The sequence below is a fragment of the Serratia sp. YWN4 genome, from assembly GCF_055790845.1.
In genome coordinates, this window is sequence record NZ_CM147696.1 from 5,153,064 (window position 1) to 5,170,182 (window position 17,119).

Annotated in this window: 11 protein-coding genes, 2 tRNA genes and 2 rRNA genes; 3 read left to right on the top strand and 12 right to left on the bottom strand. The window is 52.7% G+C overall.

Annotated features, from left to right (window positions below; genetic code table 11):
• Positions 1 to 120 precede the first annotated feature (120 nt).
• The 8 genes from ACX9GT_RS23730 to pepQ form a co-directional block, all read right to left on the bottom strand.
• A 23S ribosomal RNA gene (locus tag ACX9GT_RS23730) occupies positions 121 to 3,030 on the bottom strand.
• A gap of 224 nt (positions 3,031 to 3,254) precedes the next feature.
• Positions 3,255 to 3,330 (bottom strand) — tRNA-Ala (locus ACX9GT_RS23735).
• 156 nt (positions 3,331 to 3,486) lie between these two features.
• Positions 3,487 to 3,563, bottom strand: a tRNA-Ile gene (locus ACX9GT_RS23740).
• Between the two features lie 74 nt (positions 3,564 to 3,637).
• A 16S ribosomal RNA gene (locus tag ACX9GT_RS23745) occupies positions 3,638 to 5,178 on the bottom strand.
• The 16S and 23S rRNA genes sit together here with 2 tRNA genes alongside, the layout of an rRNA operon.
• 446 nt (positions 5,179 to 5,624) lie before the next feature.
• The gene (gene hemG, locus ACX9GT_RS23750) at positions 5,625 to 6,158 is read right to left on the bottom strand and encodes a menaquinone-dependent protoporphyrinogen IX dehydrogenase (protein WP_473188991.1); all 534 of its coding nucleotides are present in this window, start codon (positions 6,156 to 6,158) and stop codon (positions 5,625 to 5,627) included.
• 21 nt (positions 6,159 to 6,179) lie between these two features.
• The gene (trkH, locus tag ACX9GT_RS23755) at positions 6,180 to 7,631 is read right to left on the bottom strand and encodes a Trk system potassium transporter TrkH (protein ID WP_473188992.1); all 1,452 of its coding nucleotides are present in this window, start codon (positions 7,629 to 7,631) and stop codon (positions 6,180 to 6,182) included.
• Between the two features lie 36 nt (positions 7,632 to 7,667).
• The gene (locus ACX9GT_RS23760; protein ID WP_473188993.1) at positions 7,668 to 8,279 is read right to left on the bottom strand and encodes an IMPACT family protein; all 612 of its coding nucleotides are present in this window, start codon (positions 8,277 to 8,279) and stop codon (positions 7,668 to 7,670) included.
• Complete coding sequence (gene pepQ, locus ACX9GT_RS23765) at positions 8,279 to 9,610, bottom strand: Xaa-Pro dipeptidase (protein ID WP_473188994.1); 1,332 nt, start codon at positions 9,608 to 9,610, stop codon at positions 8,279 to 8,281. Before pepQ ends, ACX9GT_RS23760 begins: the two co-directional genes overlap by 1 nt.
• Before the next feature lie 331 nt (positions 9,611 to 9,941).
• On the opposite strand from pepQ, the gene fadB reads away from it, so the two are divergent.
• The 3 genes from fadB to ACX9GT_RS23780 all read left to right on the top strand — a co-directional run bounded on the left by fadB (position 9,942) and on the right by ACX9GT_RS23780 (position 14,458).
• Positions 9,942 to 12,134, top strand: coding sequence for a fatty acid oxidation complex subunit alpha FadB (gene fadB, locus ACX9GT_RS23770; protein ID WP_473188995.1), 2,193 nt, complete (start codon positions 9,942 to 9,944; stop codon positions 12,132 to 12,134).
• A 10-nt stretch (positions 12,135 to 12,144) separates the two neighbouring features.
• Positions 12,145 to 13,308 (top strand): acetyl-CoA C-acyltransferase FadA, encoded by a 1,164-nt coding sequence (fadA, locus tag ACX9GT_RS23775; RefSeq protein ID WP_473188996.1) that lies wholly within the window; start codon positions 12,145 to 12,147, stop codon positions 13,306 to 13,308.
• A 145-nt stretch (positions 13,309 to 13,453) separates the two neighbouring features.
• Positions 13,454 to 14,458, top strand: a complete 1,005-nt coding sequence (locus ACX9GT_RS23780) for an IS110 family RNA-guided transposase (protein ID WP_473188997.1) — start codon at positions 13,454 to 13,456, stop codon at positions 14,456 to 14,458.
• 32 nt (positions 14,459 to 14,490) lie between these two features.
• Here ACX9GT_RS23780 and ACX9GT_RS23785 read toward each other — a convergent pair whose 3' ends face one another.
• The 4 genes from ACX9GT_RS23785 to ubiD are packed head-to-tail and all read right to left on the bottom strand — an operon-like array spanning position 14,491 to position 17,084.
• Positions 14,491 to 14,658 carry a hypothetical protein gene (locus ACX9GT_RS23785; protein WP_473188563.1) on the bottom strand — a complete coding sequence of 56 codons (168 nt, stop codon included), beginning with the start codon at positions 14,656 to 14,658 and terminating at the stop codon, positions 14,491 to 14,493.
• A gap of 17 nt (positions 14,659 to 14,675) precedes the next feature.
• Positions 14,676 to 14,837 (bottom strand): hypothetical protein, encoded by a 162-nt coding sequence (locus ACX9GT_RS23790; protein ID WP_473191689.1) that lies wholly within the window; start codon positions 14,835 to 14,837, stop codon positions 14,676 to 14,678.
• Positions 14,812 to 15,513 (bottom strand): NAD(P)H-flavin reductase, encoded by a 702-nt coding sequence (gene fre / locus ACX9GT_RS23795; protein WP_459400911.1) that lies wholly within the window; start codon positions 15,511 to 15,513, stop codon positions 14,812 to 14,814. The genes ACX9GT_RS23790 and fre overlap by 26 nt, the downstream gene beginning before the upstream one ends.
• A 50-nt stretch (positions 15,514 to 15,563) precedes the next feature.
• Entirely contained in the window at positions 15,564 to 17,084 is a 1,521-nt protein-coding gene (gene ubiD, locus ACX9GT_RS23800; protein ID WP_473188998.1) for a 4-hydroxy-3-polyprenylbenzoate decarboxylase, read from the bottom strand.
• Positions 17,085 to 17,119: the final 35 nt, after the last annotated feature.

The following is a 17,119-nucleotide window of genomic DNA, read 5'->3' on the forward strand; positions in this document are numbered from 1 at the left end:
CAAATTCTGTTTCATTTTAACCGTTGCACTCTTTGTGCAACCATCAAAACCAATCTCGGAACATCGCTGAAAATCAAAACTTATATTCTGTCTCTCTCACCAAAACACCTTCGGTGTTGTAAGGTTAAGCCTCACGGTTCATTAGTACTGGTTAGCTCAATGCATCGCTGCACTTACACACCCAGCCTATCAACGTTTTAGTCTTAAACGTTCCTTCAGGAGCCTTAAAGGCCCAGGGAAGACTCATCTCGAGGCTAGTTTCGCGCTTAGATGCTTTCAGCGCTTATCTGTTCCGCACTTAGCTACCGGGCAGTGCCATTGGCATGACAACCCGAACACCAGCGGTGCGTTCACTCCGGTCCTCTCGTACTAGGAGCAACCCCTCTCAATCTTCCAACGCCCACGGCAGATAGGGACCGAACTGTCTCACGACGTTCTAAACCCAGCTCGCGTACCACTTTAAATGGCGAACAGCCATACCCTTGGGACCTACTTCAGCCCCAGGATGTGATGAGCCGACATCGAGGTGCCAAACACCGCCGTCGATATGAACTCTTGGGCGGTATCAGCCTGTTATCCCCGGAGTACCTTTTATCCGTTGAGCGATGGCCCTTCCATTCAGAACCACCGGATCACTAAGACCTACTTTCGTACCTGCTCGAGCCGTCACTCTCGCAGTCAAGCTAGCTTATGCCTTTGCACTAACCTCACGATGTCCGACCGTGATTAGCTAACCTTCGTGCTCCTCCGTTACTCTTTGGGAGGAGACCGCCCCAGTCAAACTACCCACCAGACACTGTCCTCACCCCGGATCACGGGGCCGAGTTAGAACATCAAACATTAAAGGGTGGTATTTCAAGGTTGGCTCCATGCAGACTGGCGTCCACACTTCACTGCCTCCCACCTATCCTACACATCAAGGCTCAATGTTCAGTGTCAAGCTATAGTAAAGGTTCACGGGGTCTTTCCGTCTTGCCGCGGGTACACTGCATCTTCACAGCGAGTTCAATTTCACTGAGTCTCGGGTGGAGACAGCCTGGCCATCATTACGCCATTCGTGCAGGTCGGAACTTACCCGACAAGGAATTTCGCTACCTTAGGACCGTTATAGTTACGGCCGCCGTTTACTGGGGCTTCGATCAAGAGCTTCGCCTTGCGGCTAACCCCATCAATTAACCTTCCAGCACCGGGCAGGCGTCACACCGTATACGTCCACTTTCGTGTTTGCACAGTGCTGTGTTTTTATTAAACAGTTGCAGCCAGCTGGTATCTGCGACTGGCTTCAGCTCCATCCGCAAGGGACTTCACCTACGCGCCAGCGTGCCTTCTCCCGAAGTTACGGCACCATTTTGCCTAGTTCCTTCACCCGAGTTCTCTCAAGCGCCTGGGTATTCTCTACCTGACCACCTGTGTCGGTTTGGGGTACGATTCTGTGTTACCTGGAGCTTAGAGGCTTTTCCTGGAAGCTTGGCATCAACTGCTTCTGCACCGTAGTGCATCGTCATCACGCCTCAGGGTTGAATAAGAGAACGGATTTACCAATTCTCTCCCCCTACACGCTTAAACCGGGACAACCGTCGCCCGGCCAGCCTAGCCTTCTCCGTCCCCCCTTCGCAGTAACACCGAGTACGGGAATATTAACCCGTTTCCCATCGACTACGCCTTTCGGCCTCGCCTTAGGGGTCGACTCACCCTGCCCCGATTAACGTTGGACAGGAACCCTTGGTCTTCCGGCGAGCGGGTTTTTCACCCGCTTTATCGTTACTTATGTCAGCATTCGCACTTCTGATACCTCCAGCAGCCCTCACAGACCACCTTCAACGGCTTACAGAACGCTCCCCTACCCAACAACGCCTAAGCGTCGCTGCCGCAGCTTCGGTGCATGGTTTAGCCCCGTTACATCTTCCGCGCAGGCCGACTCGACCAGTGAGCTATTACGCTTTCTTTAAATGATGGCTGCTTCTAAGCCAACATCCTGGCTGTCTATGCCTTCCCACATCGTTTCCCACTTAACCATGACTTTGGGACCTTAGCTGGCGGTCTGGGTTGTTTCCCTCTTCACGACGGACGTTAGCACCCGCCGTGTGTCTCCCGTGATAACATTCTTCGGTATTCGGAGTTTGCATCGGGTTGGTAAGCCGGGATGGCCCCCTAGCCGAAACAGTGCTCTACCCCCGAAGATGAGTTCACGAGGCGCTACCTAAATAGCTTTCGGGGAGAACCAGCTATCTCCCGGTTTGATTGGCCTTTCACCCCCAGCCACAAGTCATCCGCTAATTTTTCAACATTAGTCGGTTCGGTCCTCCAGTTAGTGTTACCCAACCTTCAACCTGCCCATGGCTAGATCACCGGGTTTCGGGTCTATACCTTGCAACTAGACGCCCAGTTAAGACTCGGTTTCCCTACGGCTCCCCTATACGGTTAACCTTGCTACAAAATATAAGTCGCTGACCCATTATACAAAAGGTACGCAGTCACCCCATAAAAGAGGCTCCCACTGCTTGTACGTACACGGTTTCAGGTTCTATTTCACTCCCCTCGCCGGGGTTCTTTTCGCCTTTCCCTCACGGTACTGGTTCACTATCGGTCAGTCAGGAGTATTTAGCCTTGGAGGATGGTCCCCCCATATTCAGACAGGATGTCACGTGTCCCGCCCTACTCATCGAACTCACAGAATATGCATTTTGGTGTACGGGGCTATCACCCTTTGCTGCGCGACTTTCCAGACGCTTCCACTAACACATAAACTGATTCAGATTCTGGGCTCTTCCCCGTTCGCTCGCCGCTACTTGGGGAATCTCGGTTGATTTCTTTTCCTCGGGGTACTTAGATGTTTCAGTTCCCCCGGTTCGCCTCGTATGGCTATGTATTCACCATACGATAGTGCAACGGATTGCACTGGGTTTCCCCATTCGGGTATTGCCGGTTATAACGGTTCATATCACCTTACCGACACTTTTCGCAGATTAGCACGCCCTTCATCGCCTCTGACTGCCTAGGCATCCACCGTGTACGCTTAGTCACTTAACCTCACAACCCGAAGGTGTTTCCTGTAAACAGAAGACAACAGTCGTGCTGTAAACAATTGAGAGACTCTCTGACAGGGTACTTCTTACCCCAAGACTTCTACGGAGGGATAAGTTTCTGCTGTCAGGTTTCAATTTTCAGCTTGTTCCAGATTGTTAAAGAGCAAAATACTTCGCAGCATACTGTTGCCAGTACACTCTGAAGTATTCTCAAGGACCGTAGGGATATGGTGGAGCTAAGCGGGATCGAACCGCTGACCTCCTGCGTGCAAGGCAGGCGCTCTCCCAGCTGAGCTATAGCCCCATACAGTCACTTGCAGAAATCTTTATTACCACTCGCGGCGAATAACAATCTTTTCCTGTTGGAAATCCTGTTAATTCGTGCTTAGGCAAGGCATGCGTAAGGGAAGTTTACTTTTGGGTAAACGACCGCGCGCATAACGCAGCATAAGTGCGAATTTGGTAGGCCTGAGTGGACTTGAACCACCGACCTCACCCTTATCAGGGGTGCGCTCTAACCACCTGAGCTACAAGCCTATAAAGATTTTTCTGCTCGTTACTTTTTCATCAGACAATCTGTTGTGAACACTCACTCAATCAATATCGTTCGGTAAGGAGGTGATCCAACCGCAGGTTCCCCTACGGTTACCTTGTTACGACTTCACCCCAGTCATGAATCACAAAGTGGTAAGCGCCCTCCCGAAGGTTAAGCTACCTACTTCTTTTGCAACCCACTCCCATGGTGTGACGGGCGGTGTGTACAAGGCCCGGGAACGTATTCACCGTAGCATTCTGATCTACGATTACTAGCGATTCCGACTTCATGGAGTCGAGTTGCAGACTCCAATCCGGACTACGACATACTTTATGAGGTCCGCTGGCTCTCGCGAGTTTGCTTCTCTTTGTATATGCCATTGTAGCACGTGTGTAGCCCTACTCGTAAGGGCCATGATGACTTGACGTCATCCCCACCTTCCTCCGGTTTATCACCGGCAGTCTCCTTTGAGTTCCCACCATTACGTGCTGGCAACAAAGGATAAGGGTTGCGCTCGTTGCGGGACTTAACCCAACATTTCACAACACGAGCTGACGACAGCCATGCAGCACCTGTCTCACGGTTCCCGAAGGCACTCAGGCATCTCTGCCAAATTCCGTGGATGTCAAGAGTAGGTAAGGTTCTTCGCGTTGCATCGAATTAAACCACATGCTCCACCGCTTGTGCGGGCCCCCGTCAATTCATTTGAGTTTTAACCTTGCGGCCGTACTCCCCAGGCGGTCGACTTAACGCGTTAGCTCCGGAAGCCACGCCTCAAGGGCACAACCTCCAAGTCGACATCGTTTACAGCGTGGACTACCAGGGTATCTAATCCTGTTTGCTCCCCACGCTTTCGCACCTGAGCGTCAGTCTTTGTCCAGGGGGCCGCCTTCGCCACCGGTATTCCTCCAGATCTCTACGCATTTCACCGCTACACCTGGAATTCTACCCCCCTCTACAAGACTCTAGCTTGCCAGTTTCAAATGCAGTTCCCACGTTAAGCGCGGGGATTTCACATCTGACTTAACAAACCGCCTGCGTGCGCTTTACGCCCAGTAATTCCGATTAACGCTTGCACCCTCCGTATTACCGCGGCTGCTGGCACGGAGTTAGCCGGTGCTTCTTCTGCGAGTAACGTCAATGCATGGCGCTATTAACACCACACCCTTCCTCCTCGCTGAAAGTGCTTTACAACCCGAAGGCCTTCTTCACACACGCGGCATGGCTGCATCAGGCTTGCGCCCATTGTGCAATATTCCCCACTGCTGCCTCCCGTAGGAGTCTGGACCGTGTCTCAGTTCCAGTGTGGCTGGCCATCCTCTCAGACCAGCTAGGGATCGTCGCCTAGGTGAGCCATTACCCCACCTACTAGCTAATCCCACCTGGGCACATCCGATGGTGTGAGGCCCGAAGGTCCCCCACTTTGGTCCGAAGACGTTATGCGGTATTAGCTACCGTTTCCAGTAGTTATCCCCCTCCATCGGGCAGTTTCCCAGACATTACTCACCCGTCCGCCGCTCGTCACCCAGGAGCAAGCTCCCTGTGCTACCGCTCGACTTGCATGTGTTAGGCCTGCCGCCAGCGTTCAATCTGAGCCATGATCAAACTCTTCAATTAAAAGTTCGATTTGCTTTAACAAGTAAAGCGGTGCTCAAAGATTACTTTCTGCAAATATTCATTTGAACCGAAGTTCAAATGCTTACTGCTTTGGTCACTCTTCAAGACTTGATATTTTTTTGCCACCAAGGTGGCTGGATATCGTCTTGTGAGTGCCCACACAGATTGTCTGATAAATTGTTAAAGAGCGTGGTTACCGGCATGTTTCTCGGTAACGCGGGAGGCAGATAATACGCTTTCCCGCTGAAGAGTCAACCTTTTTTCTCTTGCGAGGAACGGTGTTTTCACCGGGTTGACACTTCCTGGCTGGGCGACCTTATCAGTCGTTGTTCCCGGTCAGTGGAGGCGCATTATAGGGAGTTCTCAGAGCGCCGCAACCCCTAAATTCAAAAAACGTTTCAAGCGCGGATATTTTCGACAAAACGCTGCGCAAGGCAGCGTTTTTGTCACTTTTCGTACGGGATACGGCGAAACTCCTGGGTAAAACGCTCTACCTGCTGCCAATCTGTATATTCCACTTCTTTACTGGTATCTGTTTCCCCCCCCGTCATTTTCATGATGAAACGAATCATAACGCGGTCAAACCAGCGATAGCGCGGATAACGCAACGCACCGGCAAACACAGCACATTGTTTTGGCTGCCAAGGTGATGACAACAAGAACTTACGAGTATAGGCATTGGTTTGCGGTGCACGCTTCTCCGGTTTACGTGCAGTCAGATTCACCGCAAAGAAGGCACTTGGCATTTGGTTCAACTGCTCAGCATGGCGCTTAACAAACCTTTCCAGCACCGGATGGAAATGGCCGTAACGCACAGAGGCACCAATTAATACCTGTTGGTACTGCTCCAACTCAATAGCATCCGCCTGCAGCAGGTCGATAACGTCACAGCTCAGGGTATCCTGCAATTTGCTTGCTATATAAGAAGCAATGGCACGCGTTTGCCCATCACGGCTCGAATAAAGAATCAGTGCCTTCATGGCATTACTCCTTTTATAGGATCACTCACGCCAGAAGGTCGGCGTGAAAAGAACCAACAGCGTAAAGACTTCCAAACGACCAAATAACATGGTCAGCACTAATATCCATTTAGCCGGTGGCGGCATGGTAGTGAAGTTGTCGGCAACCACACCGAGGCCCGGCCCCAGATTGTTGAGTGTGGCGGTCACCGCAGCGAAGGCAGAGAAATCATCCACGCCGGTCGCGATAATTGCCAACATACTGATGATAAACACCAATGCATAGGCCGAGAAGAAGCCCCATACCGCTTCGAGGATACGTTCTGGCAATGCACGGTTACCCAATTTGATGGTGTAAACCGCATTAGGGTGCACTAACCGCTTCAACTCTCGCGAACCTTGCAAATACAGCAAAAGAATGCGGATCACCTTGAGCCCGCCGCCCGTTGAACCAGCACAACCACCAATGAATGCCGAACAGAGTAACAACATCGGCAGGAACAGCGGCCATTTAGAAAAGCTGTCGGTAGTGAAACCCGCCGTTGTCGCCATCGAGACGACCTGGAAGAAAGCCTGGTTGATGGTTTCCATACCGCTTTTATAGATGCCGTGCCACCACAGTATCAGAGTGCATACTGCCACTAGGGTAAACTGCACGGCGATGAACATGCGGAATTCTGGATCTCGCCAGTACACTTTCAAACTGCGCCCGCTCAACACGGCAAAATGCAGACCGAAATTACAGCCAGAGATCAGCAGGAAAACAGCGACAATCGTGTTGATTGTCGGGCTGGCATAGTAACCGATGCTGGCATCATGCGTGGAAAACCCACCGATGGCGATGGTTGCGAAGCTGTGACCAATAGCATCAAATGCCGACATGCCAGCCCCCCACAACGCAAGCGCACAGGCAATCGTCAGTAAGACATAAATCAGCCACAGGGTTTTGGCGGTTTCAGCAATACGCGGACGCATCTTATTGTCTTTCAGCGGGCCCGGCATTTCTGCACGGTACAACTGCATACCCCCAACGCCAAGAATAGGCAGTATGGCTACCGCAAGAACAATGATTCCCATCCCACCCATCCATTGCAGCATTTGGCGGTAGAACAGGATCGCCTTCGGTAAAGCATCCAACCCCACCAGCGTAGTGGCACCGGTTGTGGTTAAGCCGGAAAAGGATTCAAAGAATGCGTCGGTGAGAGAGAGATTTGGCCGTTCCGCAAACAGGAAAGGTAATGCCCCAACGCTGCCCAATACCGTCCAGAACAGCACCACAATCAGGAAGCCTTCGCGAGGTTTTAACTCATTCTTCTGTTTACGGTTCGGCCACCACAGCATCAGGCCGATTGTCACCGCAACAAAGAAGGTCTGACTGAATGCCCGCCCTGCTCCGTCGCGGTATATCAATGCCACCAGGCCGGGAATGAACATCGTTCCGGAAAACAAGATGACTAGCAGGCCCACGATGCGGGTTATGGCGCGAAAATGCATTTCAGCACGATCCTTAGCGATTCAGTTGGGGAATTATTACGAAATAGGGGTTAATTGCAAATTACCGCGACTCAGATCACGTAATTTATTCCCAAATACCTCAACACCTGTTGCTGGCAAGGCCAGATGCAGCATCACTGCGGCACCATATTCCCCATGTACAATCCGCCCTTCACTTTGCTGCAACAAATTCTCTACCAGCGCCAACTGCGCATAATCACACTGCAAAGTATATTCGGCCTGTGGAACCTTGTTACTGACAACCAATTGTTTCAGTGCCTGCTGCACACCACTACCATAAGCTTTCACTAACCCACCGGTTCCCAGTTTAATACCGCCGTAGTAACGCACAACCACAGCGGTTATCTCACCAATCCCACTGCCCATCAACTGAGCAAGGATCGGTTTACCCGCGGTCCCCGAAGGTTCACCGTCATCAGAGAAACCCAACTGCTGTGAATCATCAGGTGCCCCGGCAACAAACGCCCAGCAATGATGCTGGGCGGAGGGATGTTCCTCACGAACCTGCTGAATAAAGGCTTTGGCCGCATCAACTCCGCAGGTCGGTGCCAGCAACGTGATGAAACGGCTCTTCTTTATCTCTTCACTGACGCTGATCGCAGCGCTAGGGATCGGGTAAGGCTGCATCAGGCCAGATTCAGGTCACGCGTCATATTCTCAACACGCTTCTCATGAATCACAATATTGTCCTCAATGCGGATACCACCGTAGGGTTTAAGCGCATCGATGCGATCCCAAGCAAAGTGTTTACTGAATTCTCCACTACGCCATGGAGCCAACAGTGATTCAATAAAATACAATCCTGGCTCGATGGTCAGCACCATACCCGGTTGCAACACTCGGGTACAACGCAGGAAAGGATATTTTGCCGGTGCTGGCAGATGGGTACCATTTTCATCCTGCATAAAACCGGCAGTATCATGAACCTGCAAACCAAGAGGATGCCCCAAGCCATGCGGCAGGAATGGGCAGGTAATGCCCTGCTCTACCATTGCCTCTTCGCTGATGCCACTCACCAGTTTATGGTTTTTGAGCAGCTTGGCGATACGTTGATGCATTTGCACATGGTAATCGGTATAGCGTACCCCAGATTTTATGGCACCAATCAATGCCAGTTGTTCGTCGTTAAGATCTTTCACCAGATGAGCGAATGCATTACCACTCTGGCCCGCATAAGTGCGCGTCAGATCGGCAGCATAGCCGTTATACTCAGCCCCTGCATCGATAAGGAAACTCCGGGCTTCTGCCGGTGGTTGATGATCCAGCTTGGTGTAATGCAGTACCGCCGCATGTTCGTTCAGGGCGACAATATTGTCGTAAGGGACATCGGTATCGCGATGACCGGTTGCCGTCAAGTACGCGAGATTGATATCGAACTCGCTCATGCCAGACATAAAAGCCTCGTGCGCGGCGCGATGGCCCATCACGGCGGTTTTCTGCGCTTCACGCATGCAAGCCAATTCATAACCGGTTTTGATCGAGCGATGGAAATCGAGATAATTCAGTACCGCTTGCGGGTTGATGTTCTCAGAAACAATCCCGAGATCGCGAGCGCGCTGCTGGGCGTAGCCGATATAGCCTACACGCTCGCGCTGTGATGGCAGTTGACTGGCAATATCGTTGGCATTAACCAGAGGTTGCAGTTCGATAAATTTAGTCCAGAAACTGTCCGGCAGTGGCTCGACGCTGTGCCAGTAATCTACCGGAGAATAGAACCAGAGCTTCGGTTTGTTAACGCCATCCACCCACAGCCAACAGTTCGGCACGGAAGTCACCGGCACCCAGGCTTTAAAGTTCGCGTTCACTTTAAACGGATAGTGGTGGTCATCCAAGAAAACCCGTTGCAGTTCCCCGGAGTGGATCAGCAATGCGTCCAAGTTATTGCGTTCTAACACTTCACGCGCCCGCTTTTGCAGCGTTGCCAGATGATCGTTATACAAAGAAGCCAGCGTTTCCATCACAGTACCCTTATATCCTCAAAACGGAATGCGCCATCTTAACACACTGCATCGGCGCTCCAACCTCATCTCCTCTTGCATGCGGAGAGCTTCGCAAACCTGCTGCAAATGCATTGCATCTCGCGTTCAGTCTTTTGGCAACGCGTTTTAACTTGCGTATTTATCGTTCTCAGCAGGAAAAATAACCTATATTTATATCAATGGATTACTCATCTTCCATGTGATCAATCCTGCAAATACGCAATCTTTTATTTGCATATTGTTAACATAAAAACCACACTCCTCATCATCTGGTCATACCAGATCATCTGCGCTGATTCAGGAGATAGACATGCTCTACCAAGGCGAAACATTACAAGTACACTGGCTCGAAAACGGTATCGCCGAGCTGGTGTTCAACGCACCTGGCTCGATCAACAAACTGGATACCAGCACCGTTGCCAGCCTAGGCGCGGCACTTGAGGTGCTGGAAAAGCAAACCGAGCTGAAAGGGTTGCTGCTGCGTTCTTCCAAAGCCGCCTTTATTGTCGGCGCCGATATCACCGAATTCCTTTCGCTATTTGCCGCACCGGCTGAAAAACTGCATGAATGGCTGATATTTGCCAACAGCGTTTTCAACCGCTTGGAAGATTTACCGGTACCAACCATTGCGGCCATCAACGGTTATGCACTCGGCGGTGGTTGTGAATGTATCCTGGCTACCGATTTCCGTGTTGCCTCTCCAGATGCCCGCATCGGTCTGCCTGAAACCAAACTTGGCATCATGCCGGGCTTCGGTGGCTCGGTGCGCTTACCACGCCTGCTGGGGAATGACAGCGCGCTGGAAATCATTGCTGCTGGCAAAGACATTGGTACCAAAGAGGCACTGAAAGTCGGCCTGGTTGATGCGGTGGTGGCAACAGAAAAACTGGTAGAAGCCGCCCTGAAGATGCTGAAACAGGCGATCGAAGGCCAGCTAGATTGGCGTGCTTACCGTCAACCGAAGCTAGAACCATTGAAACTAAGCCCAATCGAAGCGGCAATGAGCTTCACCACCGCCAAAGGCATGGTGCTGCAAACTGCGGGTAAACATTATCCGGCACCGATGGTCGCAATAAAAACCATTGAAGCCGCGGCAAAATTGGGCCGTGACGAAGCGCTGAAGCTGGAAACCGCCAGCTTCGTCCCTTTGGCGCGCTCTAATGAAGCACGCGCTTTGGTGGGCATTTTCCTTAACGATCAGTTTGTGAAAAGCCAAGCGAAGAAGCTGGCGAAAAATGCCGAGGCACCAAAACAGGCTGCCGTCTTGGGTGCCGGGATCATGGGCGGTGGAATTGCCTACCAATCAGCGCTGAAGGGCGTACCGGTCATCATGAAAGACATTAATGACAAATCCCTGACGCTCGGCATGAATGAAGCCGCCAAACTGCTGAATAAACAGCTGGAACGCGGTAAGTTGGATGGTTTGAAGATGGCACAGGTGCTGTCCACCATTCAGCCCCGGCTGGATTATGCCGGTATTGAACGGGCCCAGTTGATTGTTGAAGCGGTGGTAGAAAACCCGAAAGTGAAGGCTGCCGTGCTAGCCGAAGTGGAAGGGTTGATCGGTGAAAATGTCGTGTTGGCCTCTAACACCTCAACCATCCCGATTACTCAACTGGCCAAATCGTTGAAGCGCCCACAAAACTTCTGCGGTATGCACTTCTTCAACCCGGTCCATCGCATGCCGCTGGTCGAAATTATTCGCGGTGAGCAAACCAGCGACAGCACCATTGCTGCCGTGGTGGCTTATGCCACCCGCATGGGTAAAACACCGATTGTGGTCAACGATTGCCCTGGATTTTTTGTCAACCGCGTTCTGTTCCCCTACTTTGCCGGTTTCAGCCTGCTGCTGCGTGACGGCGCTGACTTCCGTCAGATCGACAAAGTGATGGAGAAACAGTTCGGCTGGCCGATGGGCCCGGCTTATCTGCTGGATGTCGTCGGCATTGATACCGCTCACCACGCTCAGGCCGTGATGGCCGCTGGCTTCCCTGAGCGGATGAGTAAAGATTACCGCGATGCAGTCGACGTGATGTTCGACAACCAGCGTTTTGGGCAGAAAAACCAGTTGGGCTTCTACCGTTACAGCCAAGACAGCAAAGGTAAACCGCGCAAGGATAACGACGAACAGAGCGATGCATTGCTGGCAGAAGTGAGCCAACCGGCACAAGCCATTAGCAGCGACGAGATCATCGCGCGCATGATGATCCCGATGATCAACGAAGTGGTGCGTTGCCTGGAAGAAGGTATTGTCGCCAGCCCGGCAGAAGCCGATATGGCGCTGGTGTATGGTCTTGGCTTCCCGCCGTTCCACGGCGGCGTGTTCCGTTATCTGGATACGCTTGGCACCACTCATTACGTCGAAATGGCGCAGCGTTATGCTCATCTTGGTGCGCTATATCAGGTGCCAGCAGGTCTGCGCGCCAAAGCAGAGCGCAATGAAAGCTACTATCCGGTGGTGGCAGCGGCGCTGTCTGATATCTCCACTGGCCAACCGGCATGAGGTCATAAAGATGGAAAATGTAGTTATTGTTGATGCCGTACGTACGCCGATGGGCCGCTCAAAAGGCGGCGCCTTCCGCCAGGTACGCGCCGAAGATCTCTCCGCTCACCTGATGCGTGCCGTGCTGAGCCGCAACCCGGCGCTGAATGCCGCCGAGATTGACGACATTTACTGGGGTTGCGTACAACAAACGCTGGAGCAAGGTTTTAACATCGCTCGCAACGCCGCGCTGCTGGCAGAGATTCCCCACAGCGTACCGGCAGTGACGGTGAACCGCCTGTGCGGTTCATCCATGCAGGCTTTGCACGATGCCGCTCGCGCTATTATGGTCGGCGACGCGCAGGTCAGCCTGATTGGCGGCGTTGAGCATATGGGCCACGTGCCGATGAACCACGGCGTGGACTTCCACCCAGGCTTGAGCCGTACCGTGGCCAAAGCCGCCGGGATGATGGGCCTCACCGCAGAGATGCTGGCCAAGATACATGGCATCAGCCGTGAAATGCAGGATGAGTTCGCCGCACGTTCACATCAGCGCGCACATGCCGCCACTTTGGCCGGGTACTTCAAAAATGAAATTATCCCGACCAGCGGCCACGACGCCGACGGCGTGCTGACACGTTACGATTATGACGAAGTGATCCGCCCGGAAACCACCGTCGCCAGCCTGGCCGCGTTGCGCCCGGCATTCGATCCGGTGAATGGCACCGTGACGGCGGGCAGCTCTTCGGCATTGTCCGACGGCGCCTCTGCAATGTTGATTATGAGCGAATCGCGCGCTAAAGCGTTGGGTTTGAAAGCCCGCGCGCGTATCCGTTCGATGGCCGTGGTCGGGTGCGATCCTTCCATCATGGGTTACGGCCCGGTGCCTGCCAGTAAACTGGCGCTGAAACGCGCAGGTTTAAGCGTGCAGGATATCGGTCTGTTTGAACTGAATGAAGCTTTTGCTGCCCAGTCTCTGCCCTGTATCAAAGATCTTGGGTTGCTGGAAAGTATGGACGATAAAGTGAACCTGAACGGCGGCGCGATCGCGCTCGGCCACCCGTTGGGCTGTTCCGGTTCACGTATCTCCACTACCCTGCTGAATAACATGGAGCGCCGCGATGTGCAGTTCGGCCTGGCGACCATGTGCATCGGCCTGGGTCAGGGGATCGCAACGGTGTTTGAACGCGTTTAGCTGTGTCTGCTTGGATGCCCGCCGGGGCATCCCTCATAGTTTAGTTGCTGTACTTCCCGCCTGTCAGGGGCGGGTTAATGAGATGGTCACCCCCACCCTGTGAGCGGTACTCTGACAGGGTGTTTTTTTTCTGAAGGGGATCATCATGCAAAACGTTACACTCATCGGTATCGCTCTCGGCAAGCATTCGTTCCATGTTCACTGTCAGGATAAGTCTGGCAGGGCGCTTCTTCGTAAAAAACTTACTCGAGCCAAGTTATTTGAGTTTCTCGCTGGCTGTTCCTCTGCGACTGTTGTTATGGAGGCCTGTGCCGGTGCGCACTTTATGGCTCGTCGCATATCAGACTTAGGCCATGAGGCCAGGCTTATTTCTCCGCAGTTTGTCCGTCCTTTTGTTAAGAGCAACAAGAATGATTTCGTCGATGCTGAAGCGATATGTGAGGCTGCCTCACGTCCTTCCATGCGGTTTGTACAGCCGAGAACTGAGGCTCAGCAGGCCATGCGAGCTTTACATCGCGTCAGGGAGTCGCTGGTTAGAGACAAGGTCAAAACAACCAACCAGATGCATGCTTTTTTGCTGGAGTTTGGCATCAGCATGCCGGTCGGGATTACAGTGATAAAACGCCTTGCTGCGGTACTGGCAGATAATGAGCTTCCGCCCTATCTGGCACAACTGCTTATGCGTTTACACGCCCATTACCTTTATCTGGTCGAACAGATCACAGAACTGGAAGTGGCGTTGAAGCAAGAGCTGAGCCGTGATGATACCGGGCAGCGCTTATTGATCATCCCTGGCATCGGTCCTATAACCGCCAGCGTTTTGTCCTCTCACCTGGGGGATGGCAAACAATATGCTCGCAGCCGTGATTTTGCGGCTGCAACAGGTTTAGTTCCCCGACAGCACAGCACTGGCGGGAAAAATACGTTACTGGGGATAAGTAAACGCGGTGATAAAAAGTTGCGCCAGTTGCTTGTTCAGTGTGCCAGGGTTTTTCTCCAGCACATTGACTCCCAGTCAGGACATCTTGCCGACTGGGTCAGAGAGCAACTGACACGAAAGCATTCCAATGTCGTTGCTTGCGCGTTGGCTAACAAACTCGCTCGGATAGCGTGGGCAGTAACGACAGGGCAAACCGTGTTCGAAAGGTAGCGTTAAACCTGCCCTAACCGACAGATTTAACGCTAATTAAAGTAGTTACCCATCTGGTTTTGCGAAGACTGATTATTGATGACATGAACGGCCAAACGGCCTGATGAAAAACCTAACATAAAAAATGGCTCTTGGAAGCCGCCGGGTTTTTTAGGTTTATCAGGCGCGGAACTCATCGTGGCGCGGGCATCCTTGCCCATAGTGACGCCGGATAGATTTAAGCAAGCCCATCATAAATCAAAATCAGTGTTGCAAAAACGGGGGTGACCATAGATTTTATGCCCAAAATCTGCACCGGCCCCAATAAAAACGGGGCGCGCTTGGCCACCCCGTTTTTACTGCTGCGTGTTTGATCAGATAAACGAGAATGCATCGCCATACATATGCGCTTCTAAAGCGCCACGCTCGGCACAAAAACGCTCACGAGCAATTTTCGCCATCTCGAAACGGCCAGCAATATAGATGTCATGCTCTGCCAGTGAACCGAAATCCTGCAATACCGCACTTAATACGGTACCGCTACGGCCACGCCAATCACTCTCTGGCTGTTCCACCACCGGGATCACCTTTAGATTAGGGTACTGCATCGAAAGGTTTTTCAGTTCGCTGAGATCATAAAGGTGCTTCAGTTCACGCCCGCCCCAGTAAATGGAGATTTCACGATCTGGCTGCCGTTCCAGCGCGGCCAACAGGATAGAACGGGCATAAGAATACCCGGTCCCACCCGCAATCAGCACCAGCGGACGGTTCCCCTCTTCACGCAGCCAAGCGTCACCGTGCGGGATATCCACGGTGATCGCCTGCTCTTTGAGGATTCGCTCCATCACCGCCATTGCGTACAGATTCAGTTCCGAAGCACCAATGTGCAATTCGATATAGTCCTGCTGTGCCGGTGTCGAAGCAAGAGAGAACGGGCGCTTATCACGCTCGTCCATCACTACCATCAAGTATTGCCCTGCCTGGAACGAAAACGATCCTTCAGGTACTAAACGTACCCGATAAACGGTATCGGTAATGGCCTCTACGGAGGTCACTTTACAGCTCAATATTGTCATGCGTTCCCTCTGTCGGGTCATCAATGCAAAGCTGAGTACAAAGCCTGACGCTACAGCGTCGGTTCTCTGTCACTGAATATGGCGAGCTCGTCCCAGATTTCATCGATGCGCGCACGCACCTTTTCATCCATCTTAATCGGACGGCCCCACTCACGCTGGGTTTCTCCCGGCCATTTATTGGTGGCATCCAGGCCCATTTTCGAGCCAAGACCAGAAACTGGCGAAGCGAAATCCAGATAATCAATCGGCGTATTCTCCACCAAGACGGTATCCCTTGCCGGATCCATACGGGTGGTAATGGCCCAAATCACGTCATTCCAGTCGCGCGCATTCACGTCGTCATCGCACACGATAACAAACTTGGTATACATGAATTGGCGCAGGAAAGACCAGACCCCCATCATTACGCGTTTGGCATGCCCAGCATACTGTTTTTTGATGGTAACCACCGCCAGGCGGTAGGAACACCCTTCCGGTGGCAGATAGAAATCCACAATTTCCGGGAACTGTTTTTGCAGGATCGGCACAAAGACTTCGTTAAGCGCCACGCCCAAAATCGCCGGTTCATCCGGCGGGCGGCCGGTATAGGTCGAGTGGTAAATCGCGTTCCGCCGCTGGGTAATATGGGTGACGGTAAAGACCGGAAAGTGGTCAATCTCGTTGTAGTAACCAGTGTGATCGCCATACGGGCCTTCCGGTGCCATCTCACCCGGATCGATATAGCCTTCCAGCACAATCTCGGCGCTGGCAGGAACTTCAAGATCGTTAGAGAGGCATTTGACCACTTCGGTCTTGTTGCCGCGCAGCAGCCCGGCGAACGCATATTCGGAAAGGTTATCCGGCACCGGCGTGACTGCGCCGAGAATGGTGGCAGGATCGGCCCCCAAGGCAACCGCGACCGGGAAACGCTCACCGGGATGGGTCTGACACCATTCCAGATAATCCAGCGCGCCACCGCGATGCGACAACCAACGCATAATCAGCTTGTTCTTGCCCAGCACCTGTTGGCGGTAGATGCCCAGATTCTGGCGCTCTTTGTGCGGACCGCGCGTCACGGTCAGCCCCCAGGTCACCAGCGGTGCGGCATCTTCCGGCCAGCAATGCATAATCGGGATACGGCCCAAATCAACATCATCCCCCTGCCAGACCTGTTCCTGACACGGCGCGGAACCCAACACCTTGGTCGGCATGTTGAGCACCTGTTTGAATTTGGGGATTTTATCGAACAGATCGCGGAAGCCTTTCGGCGGCTCCGGCTCTTTAAGGAACGCCAGCAGCTTGCCGACCTCACGCAGCGCGCTAACGTCTTCCTGGCCCATGCCCATCGCCACGCGCTGGGTGGTACCGAACAGATTGCACAGCACCGGCATGTCGTAACCTTTCGGGTTTTCGAACAGCAACGCCGGGCCGCCCGCACGCAAGGTGCGATCGGCAATTTCTGTCATTTCCAGATAAGGATCAATCGGCTGGCTGATGCGTTTTAATTCCCCTCTCTTTTCCAGCAACGAGAGGAAATCACGTAAGTCACGGTATTTCATGATGATCATTATAACGGCCAGTGAGGAGGGCATTATAAGCCCTCTTCAGGGTTGTTGCTGCAATTTTG